19 protein-coding genes are annotated in these 20,260 nt (G+C 65.7%); 13 read left to right on the top strand and 6 right to left on the bottom strand.

Annotated features, from left to right (window positions below):
• Positions 1-41 precede the first annotated feature (41 nt).
• Positions 42-551, top strand: coding sequence for a peptidylprolyl isomerase (locus tag BDW41_RS02335; protein ID WP_074547081.1), 510 nt, complete (start codon positions 42-44; stop codon positions 549-551).
• Between the two features lie 172 nt (positions 552-723).
• Positions 724-1,152: a YidB family protein gene (locus BDW41_RS02330; protein WP_074547082.1), complete on the top strand. Its 429-nt coding sequence runs from the start codon at positions 724-726 to the stop codon at positions 1,150-1,152.
• A 50-nt stretch (positions 1,153-1,202) separates the two neighbouring features.
• Here the strand turns inward: BDW41_RS02330 and BDW41_RS02325 are convergent, their stop codons facing one another.
• Positions 1,203-1,460: a GlsB/YeaQ/YmgE family stress response membrane protein gene (locus BDW41_RS02325; protein ID WP_074547083.1), complete on the bottom strand. Its 258-nt coding sequence runs from the start codon at positions 1,458-1,460 to the stop codon at positions 1,203-1,205.
• 255 nt (positions 1,461-1,715) lie between these two features.
• On the opposite strand from BDW41_RS02325, the gene BDW41_RS02320 reads away from it, so the two are divergent.
• Positions 1,716-2,915: an aminotransferase class I/II-fold pyridoxal phosphate-dependent enzyme gene (locus BDW41_RS02320; protein ID WP_074547084.1), complete on the top strand. Its 1,200-nt coding sequence runs from the start codon at positions 1,716-1,718 to the stop codon at positions 2,913-2,915.
• 74 nt (positions 2,916-2,989) lie between these two features.
• A complete protein-coding gene (locus BDW41_RS02315; RefSeq protein ID WP_074547085.1) occupies positions 2,990-3,976 on the top strand; it encodes a malate dehydrogenase in 987 nt (328 codons plus the stop codon).
• 63 nt (positions 3,977-4,039) lie between these two features.
• On the opposite strand, the gene BDW41_RS02310 is transcribed toward BDW41_RS02315, so the two are convergent.
• Complete coding sequence (locus BDW41_RS02310; RefSeq protein ID WP_074547086.1) at positions 4,040-5,074, bottom strand: MerR family transcriptional regulator; 1,035 nt, start codon at positions 5,072-5,074, stop codon at positions 4,040-4,042.
• Positions 5,075-5,189: 115 nt separating this feature from the next.
• On the opposite strand from BDW41_RS02310, the gene BDW41_RS02305 reads away from it, so the two are divergent.
• From BDW41_RS02305 to BDW41_RS02265, 9 genes are all read left to right on the top strand, one after another.
• The gene (locus BDW41_RS02305) at positions 5,190-5,531 is read left to right on the top strand and encodes a hypothetical protein (RefSeq protein WP_074547087.1); all 342 of its coding nucleotides are present in this window, start codon (positions 5,190-5,192) and stop codon (positions 5,529-5,531) included.
• 123 nt (positions 5,532-5,654) lie between these two features.
• Positions 5,655-7,550 (top strand): propionate--CoA ligase, encoded by a 1,896-nt coding sequence (gene prpE, locus BDW41_RS02300; RefSeq protein WP_074547088.1) that lies wholly within the window; start codon positions 5,655-5,657, stop codon positions 7,548-7,550.
• A 111-nt stretch (positions 7,551-7,661) separates the two neighbouring features.
• Positions 7,662-8,552 (top strand): methylisocitrate lyase, encoded by an 891-nt coding sequence (gene prpB / locus BDW41_RS02295; protein WP_074547089.1) that lies wholly within the window; start codon positions 7,662-7,664, stop codon positions 8,550-8,552.
• Positions 8,553-8,627: 75 nt separating this feature from the next.
• Positions 8,628-9,773, top strand: a complete 1,146-nt coding sequence (gene prpC / locus BDW41_RS02290) for a 2-methylcitrate synthase (RefSeq protein ID WP_074547090.1) — start codon at positions 8,628-8,630, stop codon at positions 9,771-9,773.
• 636 nt (positions 9,774-10,409) lie between these two features.
• Positions 10,410-11,093: a hypothetical protein gene (locus BDW41_RS02285; RefSeq protein WP_074547091.1), complete on the top strand. Its 684-nt coding sequence runs from the start codon at positions 10,410-10,412 to the stop codon at positions 11,091-11,093.
• Between the two features lie 127 nt (positions 11,094-11,220).
• A complete protein-coding gene (locus BDW41_RS23635) occupies positions 11,221-11,643 on the top strand; it encodes a hypothetical protein (RefSeq protein WP_233496742.1) in 423 nt (140 codons plus the stop codon).
• Positions 11,644-11,645: 2 nt separating this feature from the next.
• Positions 11,646-12,320 carry a C39 family peptidase gene (locus BDW41_RS02275; protein WP_074547092.1) on the top strand — a complete coding sequence of 225 codons (675 nt, stop codon included), beginning with the start codon at positions 11,646-11,648 and terminating at the stop codon, positions 12,318-12,320.
• A 10-nt stretch (positions 12,321-12,330) separates the two neighbouring features.
• Positions 12,331-12,861, top strand: coding sequence for a hypothetical protein (locus BDW41_RS02270; RefSeq protein WP_074547326.1), 531 nt, complete (start codon positions 12,331-12,333; stop codon positions 12,859-12,861).
• Positions 12,862-12,970: 109 nt separating this feature from the next.
• A complete protein-coding gene (locus BDW41_RS02265; RefSeq protein WP_233496741.1) occupies positions 12,971-14,404 on the top strand; it encodes an acetate kinase in 1,434 nt (477 codons plus the stop codon).
• Positions 14,405-14,710: 306 nt separating this feature from the next.
• Here the strand turns inward: BDW41_RS02265 and BDW41_RS02260 are convergent, their stop codons facing one another.
• The 4 genes from BDW41_RS02260 to acnD all read right to left on the bottom strand — a co-directional run bounded on the left by BDW41_RS02260 (position 14,711) and on the right by acnD (position 20,166).
• The gene (locus BDW41_RS02260; protein ID WP_074547093.1) at positions 14,711-15,319 is read right to left on the bottom strand and encodes a glutathione S-transferase N-terminal domain-containing protein; all 609 of its coding nucleotides are present in this window, start codon (positions 15,317-15,319) and stop codon (positions 14,711-14,713) included.
• A 55-nt stretch (positions 15,320-15,374) separates the two neighbouring features.
• Positions 15,375-16,061 carry a TerC family protein gene (locus BDW41_RS02255; protein ID WP_074547094.1) on the bottom strand — a complete coding sequence of 229 codons (687 nt, stop codon included), beginning with the start codon at positions 16,059-16,061 and terminating at the stop codon, positions 15,375-15,377.
• Between the two features lie 219 nt (positions 16,062-16,280).
• Positions 16,281-17,465 carry a 2-methylaconitate cis-trans isomerase PrpF gene (prpF, locus tag BDW41_RS02250; RefSeq protein ID WP_074547095.1) on the bottom strand — a complete coding sequence of 395 codons (1,185 nt, stop codon included), beginning with the start codon at positions 17,463-17,465 and terminating at the stop codon, positions 16,281-16,283.
• Between the two features lie 106 nt (positions 17,466-17,571).
• Complete coding sequence (acnD, locus tag BDW41_RS02245; RefSeq protein ID WP_074547096.1) at positions 17,572-20,166, bottom strand: Fe/S-dependent 2-methylisocitrate dehydratase AcnD; 2,595 nt, start codon at positions 20,164-20,166, stop codon at positions 17,572-17,574.
• Between the last annotated feature and the right edge of the window lie 94 nt (positions 20,167-20,260).

Here is a 20,260-nt window from a genome sequence, read left to right as displayed (position 1 = left end):
GCGCGTGGTTGCGTGCCGCTTTAAGAATCAAAGGAATACCGATGACCATCAACGTCACCTTCACCACCAACCGTGGCCCGATCCATCTGCGTCTGCACGACGACAAGACCCCGGTGACCGTGGCCAGCTTCGTCAACCTGGCCCGCCGTGGTTACTACGATGGCCTGTCGTTCCATCGCGTCATCGCCGATTTCATGATCCAGGGCGGTTGCCCGGAAGGCAGCGGCCGTGGCGGCCCGGGCTACCGCTTCGAGGACGAGTTCGACCCCTCGCTGCGCCATGACAAGCCGGGCGTGCTGTCCATGGCCAACGCCGGCCCGCGCACCAACGGCAGCCAGTTCTTCATCACCCACGGCGCCACGCCGTGGCTGGACGGCAAGCACAGCGTGTTCGGCGAAGTGGTGGGTGCCGAAGACCAGGCCGTGGTCGACGCCATCCGTCAGGGCGACATCATCGAGAAGGTCACCGTGGAAGGCGACGTGGATGCCCTGCTGGCCGCCCAGGCCGACCGCGTGAAGGAATGGAACGCGGTGCTCGACGAGCGCGGCTGAACCCGTTCGTTCCCATGATGTGAAAAGCCGCCGTCAGCGATGACGGCGGCTTTTTTTCGGCGGCTCTGTCATGGCTTAGTGACCATGCTAGGCCTAGAATCGAGCGGCTCCACACGGCGCGTGGTGCGCCACGCGCGATGCGCGCTCTTTCCCATTCCATGGAGGTACGGCCATGTCTTTCCTTAATGATCTACTCGGTGCCGCGCAGGGCAACCAGGCGGGCGGTTCCAATCTGGTGGCCATTGCCGGCCAGCTCATCGACAAGGCAGGCGGCGTGCAAGGGCTGGTGTCCATGCTGCAGCAGCATGGCCTGGGCGATGCGGTGCAGTCGTGGGTCGGTACGGGCGTCAACCAGCAGGTGTCCAGCGACCAACTGGGCCAGGCGCTGCAGAACGGCGGCCTGGGCTCGGTGCTGCAGGAGGCGGCGAGCAAGCTGGGCGTGGACCAGGGCCAGCTGCTTGGCCAGCTCTCCCAGGTGCTGCCGCATGCGGTGGATCACCTGACGCCCGACGGCCAGGTGCCGGCGCAGGGGCAGGGCGGTTTCGACCTGGGTTCGCTCGCCTCGCTGGCGGGCAAGCTGTTTGGCGGCAGCGCCGCCTGAGCAAACGCATGCATCCCGGCGGCGCGCAAGGCGCCGCCGGGACGTGGGCGTCACGAGGTGGCGCCGCGACGGAACAGCGCGTGATAGATCACCAGCAGCACGACCGCGCCGATGATCGATCCGATGAAGTGCATGAAACCGGTGGCCGGCCACCAGCCCAGCTGTTCGCCGACGTAGGTGGAAATAAACGAACCGGCGATGCCAAGAATGGCGGTGATGATCCAGCCCATGGCTTCTTTGCCCGGGGTGACCGCCTTGGCGATGATGCCTACGACCAGACCGACAATGATGACCCATAACCAATGCATACGCGTATGTCCTTAGGTGAGCGTTGGAAAGGTTTCCTGTTCAAAACGGCTGGCCTGCATCCGGCGGGCCCCTGCCATCCCTCCGGCCCGTCCGGGCTGGGCGGTCTGGCGCGCCCATGATGCACTTACGCGCATGACGGCGCACCTGCGGGGCAGGGGTTCGACCATTCGATAGTGGCCGGCGGGCGGATGACGCGCCGCCGCATGCTAAAATCGCCGGGTTTGCTGTCTTCGTAACCCGAACACGAGGAAGTCATGCCCCAGCTTGCCCAGCGTGTCGGTCGCGCCAAGCCCAGCGCGATCATGGTCATCGCCGAAAAGGCCAAGCAGCTCAAGGCTGCCGGCCGCGACATCATCAGCTTCTCCATCGGCGTTCCCAATTTTCTTCCCGGCGAGCATGTGTACGCCGCGGCACGCGAGGCGCTTCAGCACGACACCGGACAGTACGGCAGCAACCGTGGCGCGGACGTGCTGCTCGACGCCTTCCTGGCGCATATCGAAAAGCTCGGCTTCAAGGGCTATGGCCGCGCCAACCTTTCCATCGGCATCGGCGCCAAGCAGCTGCTGTACAACCTGGGCGAAGCGCTGTTGAACGAGGGCGACGAGATCGCCTTCGCCGCGCCGTTCTGGACCACCTATCGCGACATCGCGGACATCCTCGGCGCCAGGGCCAACATCCTGCATTGCGGCCCCGAGCAGAACTACAAGCTCACGCCCGCGCAGCTCGATGCCGCGCTGGCGCGCAAGCCCAAGGTGTTCCTGTTCAACAACCCGTCCAACCCGACGGGCATGGTGTACACGCGCGATGAAATCGCCGCGCTGGCCGAGGTGTTGGCGAAGCATCCGGACACCTGGATCATCACCGACGACATCTACAACTCGATGGTGTTCGACGGCATCGGCTACCACAACTTCGTGCACGTGAAGCCGGAGCTGAAGGACCGCCTGATCTTCGTCGATTCGGTGTCCAAGACCTACGGTATGCCGGGCTGGCGTGTGGGCCTTATCGCGGGGCCGGAGAACGTGGCCAAGGCCATCACCACGCTCAACTCCAACCACATCACCAGCGTGCCCGAAGTGGTGACGGCCGCCGCCGTCGCCGCGTTCGCCGGCCCGCAGGACGTGCCGCAGGCGAAATGCGCGGAGTTCGCACAGAAGCGCGACGTGGTGGTCAACGCATTGCGCGCGATTCCCGGCGTGGTGTGCCCGTATCCGCAGGGCGCGTTCTACGCCTTCCCCGATGTGTCCGTCGCCTTCGGCAAGAGCTACAAGGGCGTGAAGATCAACGAAGACATCGAACTGTGCGCCGTGCTCCTGGAAGCCGTGGGCGTGGCCTGCGTGCCGGGCTCGGCCTTCGGCGAGCCGCGCGCCATGCGCATTTCCTATACCTGCCCGACCGCACAATTGCAGCCCGGGCTGGAACGCATCCAGGCGTTCTTCGCGGAATTGACCTGATGGTCTTGGGGCCCGTTCCAGCTGGTGCGGGCCTTGTCTTTTGTTAGTTAGCCCAAGTTGAAGGAGTTTCTCCGATGAAAGCACCCGTTCGTGTTGCCGTTACCGGCGCTGCCGGCCAGATCGGTTACGCCCTGCTGTTCCGCATCGCCGCAGGCGACATGCTGGGTCCGGACCAGCCGGTGATCCTGCACCTGCTGGAAATCACCCCGGCGCTGCCCGCGCTGCAGGGCGTGGTGATGGAACTCAACGACTGCGCGTTCCCGACGCTGGCCGGCGTGGTGGCCACCGACGACGTCAACGTCGCCTTCAAGGACGTGGACTACGCGCTGCTCGTCGGTGCGCGTCCGCGCGGCCCGGGCATGGAGCGCAAGGACCTGCTCGAAGCCAACGGCGCCATCTTCGGCCCGCAAGGCAAGGCCCTGAACGATCACGCCAAGCGCGACGTGCGCGTGCTGGTGGTCGGCAACCCGGCCAACACCAATGCGCTGATCGCCCAGCAGAACGCCCCGGACCTGGATCCGAAGTGCTTCACCGCGATGGTCCGCCTGGACCACAACCGCGCGCTGTCGCAGCTGGCCGAGAAGACCGGCAAGCACAGCACCGACATCAAGAAGATGACCATCTGGGGCAACCACAGCTCCACGCAGTACCCGGACCTGCACCACGCCACCGTGGACGGCAAGCCGGCGCTGTCGCTGGTCGACCAGGCCTGGTACGAAGGCGACTTCATCCCGACCGTGCAGCAGCGCGGCGCGGCCATCATCAAGGCGCGTGGCGCCTCGTCGGCCGCTTCGGCCGCGTCGGCCGCCGTCGACCACATGCGCACCTGGGCGCTGGGCACCGCGGAAGGTGACTGGGTCTCGATGGGCATCCCGTCCGACGGTTCGTATGGCATCGAGCCGGGCGTGATCTACGGCTACCCGGTGACCGTGAAGGACGGCAAGTACGCCATCGTGCAGGGCCTGGAAATCAACGATTTCTCGCGCGCCCGCATGGACGCCACCAACAAGGAACTGCGCGAAGAGCGCGCCGGCGTCGAGCACCTGTTCGCCAAGAAGTAAGCGAACGGCCATCGTTGCCACGACAAGGGCGGCCATGTGCCGCCCTTGTCGCGTGTGGCGCCCTCAATGCGTGCGCGGCGTGGCCTGCAACGCGGCGAGGATGGTTCGTACATACGCGGTCAGCGCCTCGTCGGACCACGAACTGTCGGTGAGATCCGGCTCGTTCGCGTGGGCCTGGCGAATGCGCTCGTGCGTCGCCGGGTCATCGCCTGCGTAGGCGCGGAACAGCGCGGACCACTGTCTGCCTAGTTCGAGCGCGCGCGGATCATCCGGCGCCACGCCTTCCACCATGGCCTTGCGCAGCGCCGCCAGCAGCGGCGGCCAGGCGGCGAAGGTCGCGCCGTAGTGCTCGCGCATGAAGGCGAACTCATCGGGCTTCAGATAGCGCTGATAGATCGCCAGCCGTCCTTCCACGAAGGCTTCCTCGATGAAGCGCCGCATCGGTGCCGACACGCCCAGGGCATCCCAGGAGCCCGGCTCGTTGTCGTGCATGCGATTGAGGCGCACCAGGAAATCCGGGTTGCCGCCGGTATCCCGGTACAGCGTGCGCATCCAGCGCAGCGCCAGCACCTGTGCTTCGGGTGCGCCCGGTGTCGCGCCGCGTTCCATCGCCGCCTGCACGAGCGCGACCATCGCACTCCATTCGGCACGGGTGGCCGCGTCGTGCAGCAGGGGCAGTTGCTTGATTTCCTCGGTGGAAAAGTAGTTCTCGAACATCGTCATCAGCTCCAGGGTGTCCAGCCAGTCGGCCAGATCAGGGGACTGTCCGGAGGCCAGCTGCGCGTGCAGCAGACCCAGTTGCTGGCGCAGACGCGTCGCTTTGGTGATCTCGTGGTCGAGCTGCGCCATCTGGCGTTCGATCACCTCGGTCAGCGGCGCCTGGGGCCCGGACAGGGCGGTTCCGATGTCGGCCAGCGACAGGCCCAGCTGGCGCAGGGCCTGGATACGATGTAGGCGTTCGATATTGGCCCGGTCGTACAACCGGTAGCCGGCAGCGGAGCGCAGCGAGGGCACCAGCAGGCCGATGGCGTCGTAATGGTGCAGCGTGCGGACGGTGAGTCCGCTGCGCCTGGCAAGTTCGCCTACGGTCAGTTCCATGGGGTGTCCTCATTGCGTGCCGCGCACTGTGGGGGCTCACGCGACGTGAGGGTCAAGTCTCTCCGCCGGGCGCCGCTTATGGTTAAATCTGCCGATCCTCGACTGGAAGCCGGATATGAAGCAACTATTTGCGATAGCCACCTGCTGCGCCCTCCTGACCGCCTGCGGTGGCCTGCACGGGCTGCGCGACACCACGCCCAAGATGAGCAGCCGCACCCACAAGGACATTCCCACCTATCTGGAATGCGTGCGTGCGAAGTGGGCGGAGACCGCCGAGGTCAGCGTTTCGCACAAGGATCAGTCGGGCGAACTCACCGGCCGCGACAAGTCCGGCGCGAACGAGCTGATCAGCGTCACGGCCGACGGGACCGGCGCGCAGGTCATGATGTACGAAACCCAGAACGCCAAGAAGGACTACAACTCCGCGTATCGCGACGCGGCGGTGTCCTGCCTCTGAGGTTTGGCGCAGGCGGCCGTCGCATGGCGGCCGTCTTCGCGTGACTCGACCAAGGTCGCACAGCCCACGCCACGAGGCTGATCTAGGCTAGGCCGATCAGCCGTTGAAGCGAGGGCGATCGCGATGCGCTACGAGGAGTTCTATCAGCGTTCGATAGAGCAGCCGGAGGCCTTCTGGGCCGAGCAGGCGCAACGCATCCAGTGGCACACGCCGCCCGAGCAGATCCTCGACGTTTCCCGCCTGCCGTTTCGCCGCTGGTTCGTCGGCGGCACCACCAATCTCTGCTACAACGCCGTGGACCGGCATCTGCAGGCGCGCGGCGGCCAGCTGGCGCTGGTGGCCATATCCACGGAAACCGGCGTCACGCGCGAGCTCACTTACCGCGACCTGTATCGCGAGGTGAATACCTTCGCCGCCGTGCTCGCCTCGCTGGGCGTGGGCAAGGGCGACCGCGTGGTGATCTACTTGCCCAACATCGCCGAAGCCGTGTTCGCCATGCTGGCCTGTGCGCGCATCGGTGCGATCCACTCGGTGGTCTTCGGTGGTTTCGCCGCGCACAACCTGGCCTTGCGCATCGACGATGCCGAACCGAAGCTGCTGATCGCCGCCGACGCGGGCATGCGCGGCGGTAAGGTCATTCCCTACAAGCCCCTGGTGGACGCCGCGCTGGAAGAGGCCACGCACCGGCCGCCGCACGTGCTGCTCATCGATCGCGGACTGGATCCGCAGATGACGCGCGTGGCCGGGCGCGACCTGGACTACGCCAGTCTGCGCGCTTTCTACGAAGGCGCCGACGTGCCGGTGGCATGGCTGGAATCGAACGAACCGAGCTATCTGCTCTACACCTCCGGCACCACGGGCAAGCCCAAGGGCATCCAGCGGGACGTGGGCGGCTACGCCGTGGCGATGGCGATGTCGATCGCGACCATCTTCGACGTGGCGCCGGGGCAGGTGATGTTCTCCACCTCCGACGTGGGCTGGGCCGTGGGACATTCGTACAACGTGTACGGTCCGCTGATCGGTGGCGCGACGTCGCTGTTGTACGAAGGGCTGCCGACGCATCCCGATCCGGGCATCTGGTGGCAGCTGTGCGAACGCTACGGCGTGCGCACCATGTTCTCGTCGCCCACCGGCATCCGCGTGCTGAAGAAGCAGGATGCGGCGTGGCTGAAGAAGTACGACCTGTCGAAGCTTCGATGGCTGTTCCTCGCCGGCGAACCGCTGGACGAACCGACCGCGCACTGGATCACCGACGGCTTGGGCGTGCCGGTGATCGACAACTACTGGCAGACGGAAACCGGCTGGCCCGCGATCACCTTGATGCCCGGCCTCGACCTGAAACCGGTGAAGTTCGGCTCGCCGGGATTGCCCGCGCCGGGCTACCGCATGAAGGTGATCGACGAAAACACCGGCGACGAACTTCCACCCGACCAGAAAGGCGTGCTGGTATTCGTGCCGCCGCTGCCACCGGGCTGCCTCACCACGGTGTGGGGCGACGACGAGCGTTATGTCTCCAGCTATTTCAGCCATTTCAACGAACTGCTGTACAGCTCGCTGGACTGGGCGATCCGCGACGAGAACGGCTACACCAATATCCTCGGACGCACCGACGACGTGATCAATGTGGCCGGGCATCGCCTGGGCACGCGCGAGATCGAGGAATCCGTGGCCACGCATCCGGCCTGCGCGGAAGCCGCCGTGGTCGGCATGCAGGACGAGTTGAAAGGCCAGGTGCCGGTGGTGTTCGCCACGTTGCGGCAGGGCGTGACCGATCCGCCGGTCGATGTCGCGAAAGCCATGCAGCAGCGCGTGTCCGACCAGTTGGGCAAGGTGGCCAAGCCCGCGCGCGTCTATGTCGTCAACGCATTGCCCAAGACGCGGTCGGGCAAGCTGCTGCGTCGTTCGTTGCAGGCGTTGGTGCAGCACACCGACCCGGGCGATCTTTCGACCCTGGATGATCCGGCGGCATTGGATGAGGTACGGCGGGCCCTGGAGCGGGGGCCGGAGCAGGGGGAATGAACGCCCGCGCCCACTTTCATCACACGCTCCCTTCGAAACCATTCATGCTGCCGCGCAACAGGGCTTGAACGAACACTGCGCTAAAATCCCGGCTTTATACGCGGAGGTTTCATGGCCCAGAACGCATCCCCCGGCGCGCGGTTCCGCGCCGCCGTTGCTGCCGAAAGTCCCCTGCAGGTGATGGGAGCCATCACCGCCTATGCCGGCCTGATGGCCAAGCGCGTGGGCTACAAGGCGCTGTACCTGTCCGGCGGCGGCGTGGCCGCCAACTCGCTGGGCATGCCCGACCTGGGCATCTCCACGATGGAGGACGTGCTCACCGACGCGCGCCGCATCGTCGACGCCACGCAGATGCCGCTGCTGGTGGACATCGATACCGGCTGGGGCGGCGCGTTCAACATCGCGCGCACCATCCGCTCGTTCATCAACGTCGGCGTGGCGGCGGTGCACATCGAGGATCAGGTCGGCCAGAAGCGCTGCGGCCATCGTCCCGGCAAGGAAGTGGTGCCCAAGGAAGAGATGGTCGACCGCGTGAAGGCCGCCGTGGATGCGCGTACTGACGCCGGCTTCGTGATCATGGCGCGCACCGATGCCGCCGCCGCGGAAGGCATCGATGCGGCCATCGACCGCGCCTGCGCCTACGTGGAAGCGGGCGCGGACATGATCTTCCCCGAGGCGATGAAGACGCTGGAGGATTACCGCCGCTTCAAGGCCGCGGTGAAGGTGCCGATCCTGGCCAACCTCACCGAGTTCGGTTCCACCCCGTTCTTCACCACCGACGAGCTGCGCACCGCCAACGTGGACATCGCGCTGTACTGCTGCGGCGCCTACCGCGCCATGAACAAGGCGGCGCTGAATTTCTACGAGACGGTGCGCCGCGAAGGCACGCAGAAGAACATCATCGACACGCTGCAGACCCGCGCCGACCTGTACGACTTCCTCGGCTACAACGCCTATGAGGAAAAGCTCGACGCGCTGTTCGCCAGCCAGAAGAAGGCCTGACCGGCCGCCCCATTCGCCGGCCACGGCGTTCCTGCCGTGGCCGGCAGAGTCGCATGCATTGAGGAGACGTATCCGATGAGCGAGCAAACCCTTCCCAAGCCCAAGAAATCCGTCGCGCTGTCGGGCGTGGCCGCTGGCAACACCGCGCTGTGCACGGTGGGCCGCAGCGGCAACGACCTGCATTACCGCGGCTACGACATCCATGACCTGGCGGCCAAGGGCTGCTTCGAGGAAGTGGCCTACCTGCTGGTGCACGGCGTGCTGCCCAACTGGGCCGAACTGAACGCCTACCGCGCCAAGCTCAAGCGCCTGCGCGGCCTGCCCGCGCCGGTGAAGAGCGCGCTGGAACTGCTGCCTGCCGCCACGCATCCGATGGACGTGATGCGCACCGGTTGCTCGGTGCTGGGCACCGTGCTGCCGGAGAAGGACGACCACAACGTCACCGGCGCGCGCGACATCGCCGACCGCCTGATGGCCAGCTTCGGCTCCATGCTGCTGTACTGGTTCCACTTCAGCCACAACGGCAAGCGCATCGAGACGGAGACGGACGACGAATCCATCGCCGGCCACTTCCTGCACCTGCTGCACGGCAAGAAGCCGAGCGAGCTGCACGCGCATTCGCTGGACAAGTCGCTCATCCTGTACGCCGAGCACGAGTTCAACGCGTCCACCTTCACCGCGCGCGTCATCGCCGGCACCGGTTCGGACATGTACTCGGCCATCACCGGCGCCATCGGCGCGCTGCGCGGTCCCAAGCACGGCGGCGCCAACGAAGTGGCGATGGAAATCATCGCGCGCTACCGCAACGCCGCCGAGGCGGAGGCGGATATCCGCGCCCGCGTCGAGCGCAAGGAAATCATCATCGGCTTCGGTCACCCGGTGTATACCGTGTCCGATCCGCGCAACGAGATCATCAAGGAGATCTCGCGCAAGCTCTGCACCGAGGGCGGCAACCCCACGTTGTTCGACGTGTCGGAGAAGATCGAGAAGCTCATGTGGGAACAGAAGAAGATGTTCCCCAACCTCGACTGGTTCTCCGCCAGCGCGTACCACATGATGGGCGTGCCGACGGCCATGTTCACCCCGCTGTTCGTGATCGCCCGCACCTCCGGCTGGAGCGCGCACGTGATCGAGCAGCGCGAGGACGGCAAGATCATCCGCCCCAGCGCCAACTACACGGGGCCGGAGGATCAGGCCTACGTGCCGATCGAAAAGCGCTGATCGCGCCGCGCAAGGCAGGACAGGAGGAGGAGCCGAAAGGCTCCTTCTTTTTTTGCAAGTTTCGTTGTGGTTCAGGACCCTGTACGGGATTGCTATCGTTTCGTATGCACCGGTGTAACGCGCTTGATACACCTGTTCCAACACTCGGCGCGGCATCATCAAGCCGGCGCAACTCATTGAACCTGCGGCTCATGCTCAAACGGACATGACGTGGCGACAGCCGTTTCGTCGAAGACGGTGTAACAGCCATGCATCACTTCGCCCATCGCGCCACTTCCGCAAAGCCAGACTCATGCGCCATGAGTCGCTTCAAACTGCTGATTTCGCGGCAATCGGGCGCCTGAACAGCGTCGCGCGCGCCATGGCATGCAAGTTGCGAAAGAGCCGTGCTGGACTCGCAACACCAGCCACACAGGGGGTCACCGCATCGTTCCAGGAGTAATGACTATGCGTAAGACTCTAATTGCGACCGCAATTGTGCTGGGCATGGGCTTGGCACTGCCGGCATTTGCGGATAACGATCACAATCACGGAAGCAGCGACTCAAACAACACTTACAGCACGTATGCGACGGGTCAGTACGGCTCCGCTGCGAGTAGCGGTGGCAATGCTGATTCTTTCAATACCAGTGAGGCCGTGGCCAACAGCGTCCTTACCGGTACCGTCTCCAACCTGAGCGTGTCGGATATCGGCAACTATGCTCAGAACAACGGCAACGCCAATGGCGGACGCGGCGGCGGCGGTGGTGATGGCCGTGGCGGCAAGGCCATCGGCGGCAATGGCGGCGACGGCGGATCCGGCGGCGACGCCTATTCGCATAGCGGCCATGCGGGCGGCAGCGGTTCGTCAAGCGGCGACGCAGGCGGTGCATCGATTGCGGCCGGTGGCGGCAGCGATGGCGACAGCTATGGCAACGCGCGTTCGCGCAACCGCGGTTCGGGCTCCAGCGGCAGCGCCACCGGCGGTGGCGGCAACAGCTGGACGGGCGGCGCGGCGACGGCCGGTGCCGGTTCGGGCACGAGCGGTTCGTCGACCTCGACGGGCGGCACCAGTGGTTCGTCGGATGCAACGGCGGGCATGGGCGGTGCAGGTGGCGCGGGCAGTGGCGGCACCGGCGGCGCAGGTGCTGGCGGTGCGGGCGGTTCGGGCGGCGCAGGCGGCTCGACCTATGCGACCACGGGTGCCTTCGACATGTCGAACCAGATGAACGGTTCGGCGGCAGCGGCGGCTGGCGTTTCGATCCTTGCGCAGAACAGCGGCGCAGCGTCGTTGATCCAGCAGAGCGTCAATGTCCAGGCCAACCTGAACTTCGCGCATTGAGTGAGACCACGTCCGGCATGGTGGAGCCCTCGGGCTCCGCCATGTCCGGTTGCACCTGCAAGGGCCTTGAGGACATCGGCGCGCAGCACGCGCGATGCCCGATACGCAGGCCCAGGGAGATCGTGCCGTGCGGATTTTCAACGGGATCGCTGGCGCCATCGCGCTGTGTGTGATGGCTGTACCCACGGTGCTCTGTGCGGAGAAGGCGCAGATTCCCGCCGCGTACCTGCTCGATGGCGCGCAATCGCCCATCGCGGTCTACGTGGCGGCCGTGGAAGGCAAGGGCAATGCGGGCGAGGCGACCGGGCTGGGTGCTGGTGTCGACAGCGACACGCTCGCCGGCATGAGCGGTGGCACGCAGGTCACGCAGAACACCACGCTGACCGGCACGGTGAGCAACGACAGCGCGGACCATGTCGTCTCCGGGGCGAACGTCATCAACGGCGGCGCTTTCAACGGCGAGGTGGGCATTCCGGTGGTGATACAGAACTCCGGCAGCAACGTGCTGATCCAGAACGCCACCGTCATCAGCGTCGAGTTCAAACCGTGAAAATGCTTGCAGCGCTACTGATGGTTCTGGTGGCGCTGCCGTCAGGGAGCCACGCCTCCACCGTCAGCGTGGTCAGTGGCAGCGGCAACTACAGCATCCACCTGACGAGCCTCAAGGAGGCGCGTTACAAGACCACCATCCATCAGAAGTACGACTTCAGTTGCGGCTCCGCCGCCGTGGCGACCCTGCTCACGTACCAGTACGGCTACCCGATGAACGAGCAGGTGGCCTTCGAGCAGATGTACACCCACGGCGACCGCACGAAGATCAACAAGGAAGGTTTCTCCCTGCTCGACATCAAGCGCTTCCTGGAAGCCAACGGTTTCGAGGCGGACGGATTCAAGGTGCCGCTCGACAAGCTGGTGCAGGAGAACCTGCCGGCCATCGTGCTGATCGACGAGAAGGGCTATCACCATTTCGTGGTGATCAAGGGCATACGCAACGACCGCGTGCTGGTGGGCGACCCCGCGCGCGGCACCCGCGTGATCGCGCAGAGCCGCTTCCTGTCCATGTGGCCGAGCGGGCTGGTATTCGTGATCCACAACCGCCGCAACCTGGCCGTGTTCAACAGCGCCAGCGACTGGAAGGTCGCCCCGCCCGCGCCGCTCGACATGTCCATCGATCACAACAGTCTCTTCAACACCGTGATGCCCAAGAAAGGGCCGGACGATCTCTGAGGGCATGGCGATGAGAACCGCGACCCGCATCCTGTGCCTGAGCTCGATCTTCTGCGTCGGCGCGGCCTATGGGATGAGCGCAAGGGCACACGAAGCTGCAGCGGCTCCTGTTGCCGCTGCGGACGCCGGCTGGAATCCAGTGAGCCAGGAGGTGCTGGATGGCATGCGCGGCGGCTACGACGTGGGCAACGGGCTGGTGGCCTCGTTCGGCATCGATCGCGCCGTCTATCTCAATGGCAATCTCGTCACCCAGACCAGCTTCAACGTGCCCGACGTCGCGCACATGACGGCCACGCAGGCCGCTGCGATGGCAAGCGCGCTCAATGCCATGTCGATCACCCAAGTGGGACCGAACAACACGTTCGATCCATCCGCGCTGGGCTCGACCAGCGGCGGCACGGTGATCCAGAACACCTTGAACAACCAGAACATCCAGACCATCACCACGCTCAACACCTCGGTCAACTCGCTGAACGCGTTCCGCGAAGCGGGTTTCCAGCAGTCGTTGCAGCAATCGCAGCTTCAGTCGTTGGTGCACTGACATGAAAAGGGCACCGCCACGGTTCGCTTCAGGTCGCGACGACGCCGCGGGTGGTTCCGCGGCGTGTTCGTCTGCGTGACACCACACGGAAGCTTTTGGGGGAAGGAAGATGCGACATACAACGTGGCGGTATTTCTTGTCGTCGGGCTGCGCCGGACTGGTGATGCTGGGTGCACCGGTGGCGGCGGAACAGACAACTTCGCCATCGCCGGCTGTCCCCGCGGCCGCGTCGCCGGCGCCTGCGGATGCGCCTGCCGATGATTTGCGCAAGAAGGTGGCGGAGCAGGGCGAGCGCATCGACGCGATGCGCAGCCAGATCAGCGCGCAGATCGAGCAACTCGATTCCATGAAGCGCGCACTCGCCCAGCAGGAGGCCGATTACCAGGCATTACGCCATGCGGTGGGCATGGACGTGCTCGACAAGCAGCGCGCGGGCAGCATCGCGGCCGGCGGCCCGGGCGCATCCGCCTTGCCGATGCCGGCCGGCGACGCGGTGGCGGCCAATGCGCCGTCGACGGATCAGGCGCAGCATGAAGTGGGGCAGGCGCCGAAGCAGGACACGCGGCCGCCCGAAGTCGCGCCGATCTTCCAGCAACCGGGCGTGCTGACGCCCAAGGGCAAGCTGATCATCGAGCCGGCGTATCAGTTCGGCTACTCGTCGGTGGATCGCGTCGCGCTGGTCGGCTACACGGTGATCCCGGCGATCCTGATCGGCCTGATCGATGCGCGCCAGGTGAAGAACACCACCCAGATCGGCTGGCTGACCGCGCGCTATGGCATCACCAACCGCATGGAAGTCGAAGTGCGCGTGCCCTACGTGTATGCGCACCAGGACACCGTCAGCCGCGAGATCTTCACCGGCGCCGCCACCGACAAGGCGTTCGGTTCCAGCGGTCACGGCCTGGGCGACATCGAGGCGACGTTGCGCTACCAGCTCAACGTCGGCGGCCCCGACAAGGCGTTCTACGTGGGCTGGCTGCGCGTGAAGTCGCGCACGGGCACGGACCCGTTCCAGGTCACCACCGACTGCATCCAGCGTTGCGTGGAGAACGTGATCAACGAAGTGGACCTGTCCGCCACGGGCACGGGCCTGCCCTTGCAGCAGCCGACGGGCTCGGGCTTCTGGTCCATCCAGCCCGGCGTGACGTGGTTGTATCCGACCGATCCGGTGGTGTTCTTCGGCAACCTGAGTTACCTCTACAACGTTCCGCGCGACAACGTATCGCGCAAGATCCTGCTGGGCGGCACGGAGCAACTGGGCAAGGTGAAGGAGGGCGGCGTGGCCGACGTGAGCATCGGCATGGGCCTGTCGCTCAACGAGAAGGCATCGCTCAGCATCGGCTATGACCAGAGCTTCGTCGGCCTCACCAAGCAGAACGGGCAGACCGTGCCGGGCTCGGTGAAAACCGTGCTCGGCACGCTGCTGATCGGCGGCTCGTGGCGCTTCAGCGACAAGCGCACGCTCAACTTCACGCTGGGTGTCGGCGTGACGCGCGATACGCCGGATGTGACAGTGACCGTGCGCATGCCGATGCTGTTTTAGGGCCTGTTAACACTATTCGCGTAGCCCGCGTTGCTTGTCCGTGGCCAGCGGGTGGTAGTGCGTGGCGCTGGCCTGGCTGGCTGCCAGGTCAAGCCGCGCGCTGCCGCCGGATGGCCACAGACAAGCAACCCTTCGGGCTGGGTCTTTTTGCCCGCCATACCGCGTCATCACTCAGTCGGGTACGGACGTACACTCCCTCGTTCTTCCTTGTCTGGCGGGCAAAAAGATCCCAGCGCGGGCCACGCGAATAGTGTTAACAGGCCCTAGTTCACGCGGCCTGGAACGCAGGCCGCATGATCTGCGTGCTCAGAGGCCTTCCTGCTGCATCGCCGCCTTCACGCCGGCGTCTTCCATCATGCGCTGGTGGAAGCGGGCGAGCTGGTCCAGGCCAGAGAGGTCCACGCCCTTGGCCATGGCCCAGCGCAGCACGACGAACAGGTACGGATCGGCGAACGAGCGCGTGCCGGTCAGCCAGTCGCGGCCGTGCAGCTGCGCATCCAGCCGCTCGAAGTAGGGACGGAGGCGCTGCAACGACTTGGCGCGCAGCTTTTCCTGGCAGGCTTCGTCATCGATGAAGCGCTCCGGGCGGAACACTGGCTTGAACAGCGGATGCAGGTCCGAATTGAGGAAGGCGAGCCAACGGTTCACTTCGGCGCGGCCGCGCGCACCTTCGCCGCCGAGTCCGGCCAGCGGAAACTTGTCGGCGAGATAGTTGAGGATCGCCACGTTCTCCGTCAGCGTCCAGCCGTCCGGCTCCTGCAGGACTGGCACCGTGCCTGAGGGATTCAGGCGCAGGTAGTCCGGCGAGCCGAGTTCCTCGCGCGCCACGCGATGGATTTCATAGGGCTGGCCGATCCATTCGAGCACGATGTGGTCCGAGAGCGAGCAGGCGCCCGGCAGGTAGTACAACTTCATTGCGGATTCCTCGTGAGGCGTTATCCGCGCAGTGTCGCCTGCCGGGCACAGGCGCTCAAGCCGAATCTTGTGCGCGCAGGCGACGACGCTGCATCAGCCAGCCGCCAAGGCACACGCCGATGACAAGCACCGCATCGAGCACGTACCGGGCCCAGTCGTTCGCCTCGAACCAGGGCGACAGCCAATGATCGTGCGCGATCATGCGCGCCGCCGTCCACGCAATGGCGCCCGCGCCGATATACACGATGGCCGGGAAGCGTTCGATCAGGCGCAGGATCAGCGAGGATCCCCACACCACCAGCGGCACGCTGATCGCCAGGCCGATGACCACCAGCATCAGGTGGCCCTTGGCGGCGCCGGCAATCGCCAGCACGTTGTCCATGCCCATGAGGGCGTCGGCGACGATGATGGTGCGCATGGCGGCCCAGAAGCTGCCCGCCGCGCTGACTTCATGCGCAGAGGTGTCCTCCGGCTGCAGCAGCTTCCAGGCGATGGGCAACAGCAGCAGGCCACCCGCCAACATCAGGCCCGGCAGTTCCAGCAGGTAGACGACCACGCCCGTGAGCAACAGGCGCACGGCAATCGCGCCCACGGTGCCCCACAGCACGGCCTTCTTCTGAATCTGGCGGGGGAGGTTGCGTGCGGCCAGCGCGATCACGATGGCGTTGTCGCCCGCGAGCACCAGGTCGAGCAGCACGATGGCCAGCAGGCCGGAGAGAAATTCGGTAACGGCAAGTTCCATGGAGGTGTCTCTGCGCGTCAAGACAAATGCAGCAACCACGGGCACGCGCGGCCCGTGGCTACTGCAAAAGTCTCGTTCGCGGCAGGACCGCCGCAGTGACCGGAGCGGGGTTCCGCTCGTGATGACGACCACTGCGAGAGCACCGATGAAGCCGGTGCCCGGAACTACTCCCTTTTGGGATCAGTATCTACGTATTGTCGAGGTCGCTGCGCGCCGGCGTCAAGGCGCGGGCACGCGCACCCAGCCTTCCATCAGCACGCGTGCGCTGCGGCTCATGATGGCCTTGGTCACCGCCCAGGCACCGTCCACCAGGGCCGCCTCGGCGCCCACGCGCAGCGTGCCCGACGGATGGCCAAAGCGCACCGCCTGGCGTTCGCCACCGCCCGCCGCCAGATTCACCAGCGTGCCCGGAATGGCTGCCGCGGTGCCGATGGCCACGGCCGCCGTACCCATCATGGCGTGGTGCAGCTTGCCCATCGACATGGCGCGCACGAGCAGATCGATGTCAGCCGCCTTCACCGGCTTGCCGCTCGAGGCGATGTAGTCGGCCGGCGGCGCGACGAAGGCCACCTTGGGCGTGTGCTGGCGCGTGGCGATCTGCTCGAGCGAGTCGATCAGGCCCATGCGCAGCGCGCCGTGCGCGCGGATCGTCTCGAACATCGCCAGCGCCTTGGCATCGCCATTGATGGCGTCCTGCAGCTCCGTGCCGGTGTAGCCGATGGCGGAGGCCTCGACGAAGATGGTGGGAATGCCGGCGTTGATCATGGTGGCCTTGAGCGTGCCGACGCCCGGCACGTCCAGGTAGTCGACCAGGTTCCCGGTGGGGAACATCGCGCCGCCCGCGCCGTCTTCCTCGGCGGCGGGGTCGATGAATTCCAGTTGCACCTCGGCGGCGGGGAAGGTCACGCCATCCAGCTCGAAATCACCGGTTTCCTGCACCGTGCCGTCGGTCATCGGCACGTGCGCGATGATGGTCTTGCCGATATTGGCCTGCCAGATGCGCACAGTGGCGATGCCATCGCGCGGCACGCGCGCGGGATCGACCAGACCGCCGGCAATGGCAAACGGCCCGACCGCCGCCGACAGGTTGCCGCAGTTGCCGCTCCAGTCGACGAAGGCCTTGTCGATGGCGACCTGGCCGAACAGGTAATCCACGTCGTGATCGGGACGCGTGCTCCTGGACACGATCACCGTCTTGCTGGTGCTGGAGGTGGCGCCGCCCATGCCGTCGATCTGCTTGCTGTAGGGGTCGGGGCTGCCGATCACGCGCAGCAGCAGTGCATCGCGCGCCGCGCCGGGCGCTTGCGCAGCTTCCGGCAGATCCTGCAGGCGGAAGAACACGCCCTTGCTGGTGCCGCCGCGCAGGTAGATGGCGGGGATGCGGAGCTGGGGAGCATGTGCCATGAAAGTGCTTGTCCTGTCTGGAACATCAAGAATGTTTTTTGCTCGTCATTCCCGCGAAAGCGGGAATGACGAGCAAGAGCGTGTGCGCGCCTTGGATGATGGCGGGTCACGCCGCCTGCGAGGCCTCGAGGAAATCCTGCGCAAAGCGCTGCAGTACGCCGCCGGCTTCGTAGATCGACACTTCCTCGGCGGTGTCCAGGCGGCAGGTCACCGGCACTTCGACGGTTTCGCCGTTCTTGCGGTGGATGACCAGGGTGAGCTCCGCGCGCGGCGTGCGTGCGCCGATCACGTCGAAGGTTTCGGTGCCGTCGATGCCGAAGGTCTTGCGGTTCGCGCCCGGCTTGAACTCCAGCGGCAGCACGCCCATGCCGATCAGGTTGGTGCGATGGATGCGCTCGAAGCCTTCGGCCACGATGGCTTCCACGCCGGCGAGGCGCACGCCCTTGGCCGCCCAGTCGCGCGACGAACCCTGGCCGTAGTCGGCACCGGCGATCACGATCAGCGGCTGTTTGCGGTCCATGTAGGTCTCGATGGCCTCCCACATGCGCATGACCTTGCCTTCCGGTTCCACGCGCGCCAGCGAACCCTTCTTCACTTCGCCGTCGACCACGGCCATCTCGTTGAGCAGGGTGGGATTGGCGAAGGTGGCGCGCTGCGCGGTGAGGTGGTCGCCGCGATGGGTGGCGTACGAATTGAAGTCCTCTTCCGGCAAGCCCATCCTGGCGAGGTATTCGCCCGCGGCGCTGTTGGCCAGGATGGCGTTCGACGGCGACAGATGGTCGGTGGTGATGTTGTCGCCGAGCACGGCCAGCGGACGCATGCCCTTGAGCGTGCGCTCACCGGCGAGGGCGCCTTCCCAGTACGGCGGGCGGCGGATGTAAGTGCTCTGCGGACGCCAGTCGTACAGCGGCGCGGCCCGGGTGCCCGTGCTGCCGCTGCGCGCGAACATCGGCTCGTAGACCTTGCGGAACTGCTCGGGCTTCACGCTGGAGGACACGATGGCGTCGATCTCCTCGTCGCTGGGCCAGATGTCCTTGAGCGTCACCGGCTGGCCGTTGGCGTCCACGCCCAGCACGTCCTTTTCGATGTCGAAGCGGATGGTGCCGGCGATGGCGTAGGCGACCACCAGCGGCGGCGAAGCCAGGAAGGCCTGCTTCGCATACGGATGGATGCGGCCGTCGAAATTGCGGTTGCCGGACAGCACGGCGGTGGCATACAGGTCGCGGTCGATGATTTCCTGCTGGATCTTCGGATCCAGCGCGCCCGACATGCCGTTGCACGTGGTGCAGGCGAAGGCGACGATGCCGAAGCCAAGCTTTTCCAGATCCGGCAGCAGGTTCGCTTCCTTCAGATACAGCTCCACGGCCTTGGAGCCGGGCGCGAGCGAACTCTTCACCCACGGCTTGCGCGCAAGGCCGCGTGCATTCGCATTGCGGGCGAGCAGGGCGGCGGCGATCACGTTGCGCGGGTTGCTGGTGTTGGTGCAACTGGTGATGGCGGCGATGATCACTGCGCCATCGGGCATCTGGCCCGGCTCTTCCTTCCACTCGCCGGCGATGCCGCGCGCGGCGAGATCGGACGTCGGCAGGCGCTTGTGCGGATTGGACGGGCCCGCCATGTTGCGCACGACGGAGGACAGGTCGAAGGTCAGCGTGCGCTCGTACTGTGCATGCGCCAGCGTGTCGGCCCACAGGCCGGCGGTCTTGGCATAGGTTTCGACCAGCTTGACCTGCTCGTCGCTGCGGCCGGTGAGGCGCAGATAGTCGAGGGTCTGGTTGTCGATGAAGAACATCGCGGCGGTGGCGCCGTATTCGGGTGCCATGTTGGAGATGGTCGCGCGGTCGCCCAGCGTCAGGCTGGACGCGCCTTCGCCGCGGAATTCCAGGTACGCGCCAACCACCTTTTCCTTGCGCAGGAATTCGGTGAGTGCGAGCACGATGTCGGTGGCGGTAATGCCGGGTTGGCGCTTGCCGGTGAGCTCCACGCCGATGATGTCGGGCAGGCGCATCCACGAGGCGCGGCCGAGCATCACGTTTTCCGCTTCCAGGCCGCCCACGCCGATGGCGATGACGCCCAGCGCATCCACGTGCGGCGTGTGGCTGTCGGTACCCACGCAGGTATCCGGATAGGCGACGCCTTCCTGCACCTGGATCACCGGCGACATCTTCTCCAGGTTGATCTGGTGCATGATGCCGTTGCCCGGCGGAATCACGTCGACGTTCTCGAACGCCTTCTTGGTCCAGTTGATGAAGTCGAAGCGGTCTTCGTTGCGGCGATCCTCGATGGCGCGATTCTTGGCGAAGGCGTTCGGGTCGAAGCCGCCGCATTCCACCGCCAGCGAATGGTCGACGATCAGCTGCACCGGCACCACCGGATTCACCTTGGCAGGGTCGCCGCCGCGTTCGGCGATGGCATCGCGCAGGCCCGCCAGGTCCACCAGCGCCGTCTGGCCCAGGATGTCGTGGCAGACCACGCGCGCCGGAAACCAGGGGAAATCGCGCTCGCGCTTGCGCTCGATGATCTGCTTCAGCGACTCGGTGAGGATGGCCGGATCGCAACGGCGCACCAGGTTCTCGGCAAGCACGCGCGAGGTGTAGGGCAGCGTGTCATAGGCGCCGGGCTGGATCGCCTCCACGGCGGCGCGCGCGTCGAAATAGTCCAGCGACGTGCCGGGAAGGGAAGTGCGGTAGACGGTATTCATAATGTCGAGAACCCTGGAGTTGACGCTCGGCGGATGGCAGGCCGACACACGGCGCACGCGCCGCTGCCCGATACGAAGGCACGATGGAGACATC

The sequence above is a fragment of the Dyella sp. AtDHG13 genome (assembly GCF_003201105.1).
Taxonomy (GTDB): Bacteria; Pseudomonadota; Gammaproteobacteria; order Xanthomonadales; family Rhodanobacteraceae; genus Dyella; species Dyella jiangningensis_B.
The sequence above is the reverse complement of the archived record's forward strand: the minus strand, read 5'-3'. Positions and strand labels throughout refer to the sequence as shown.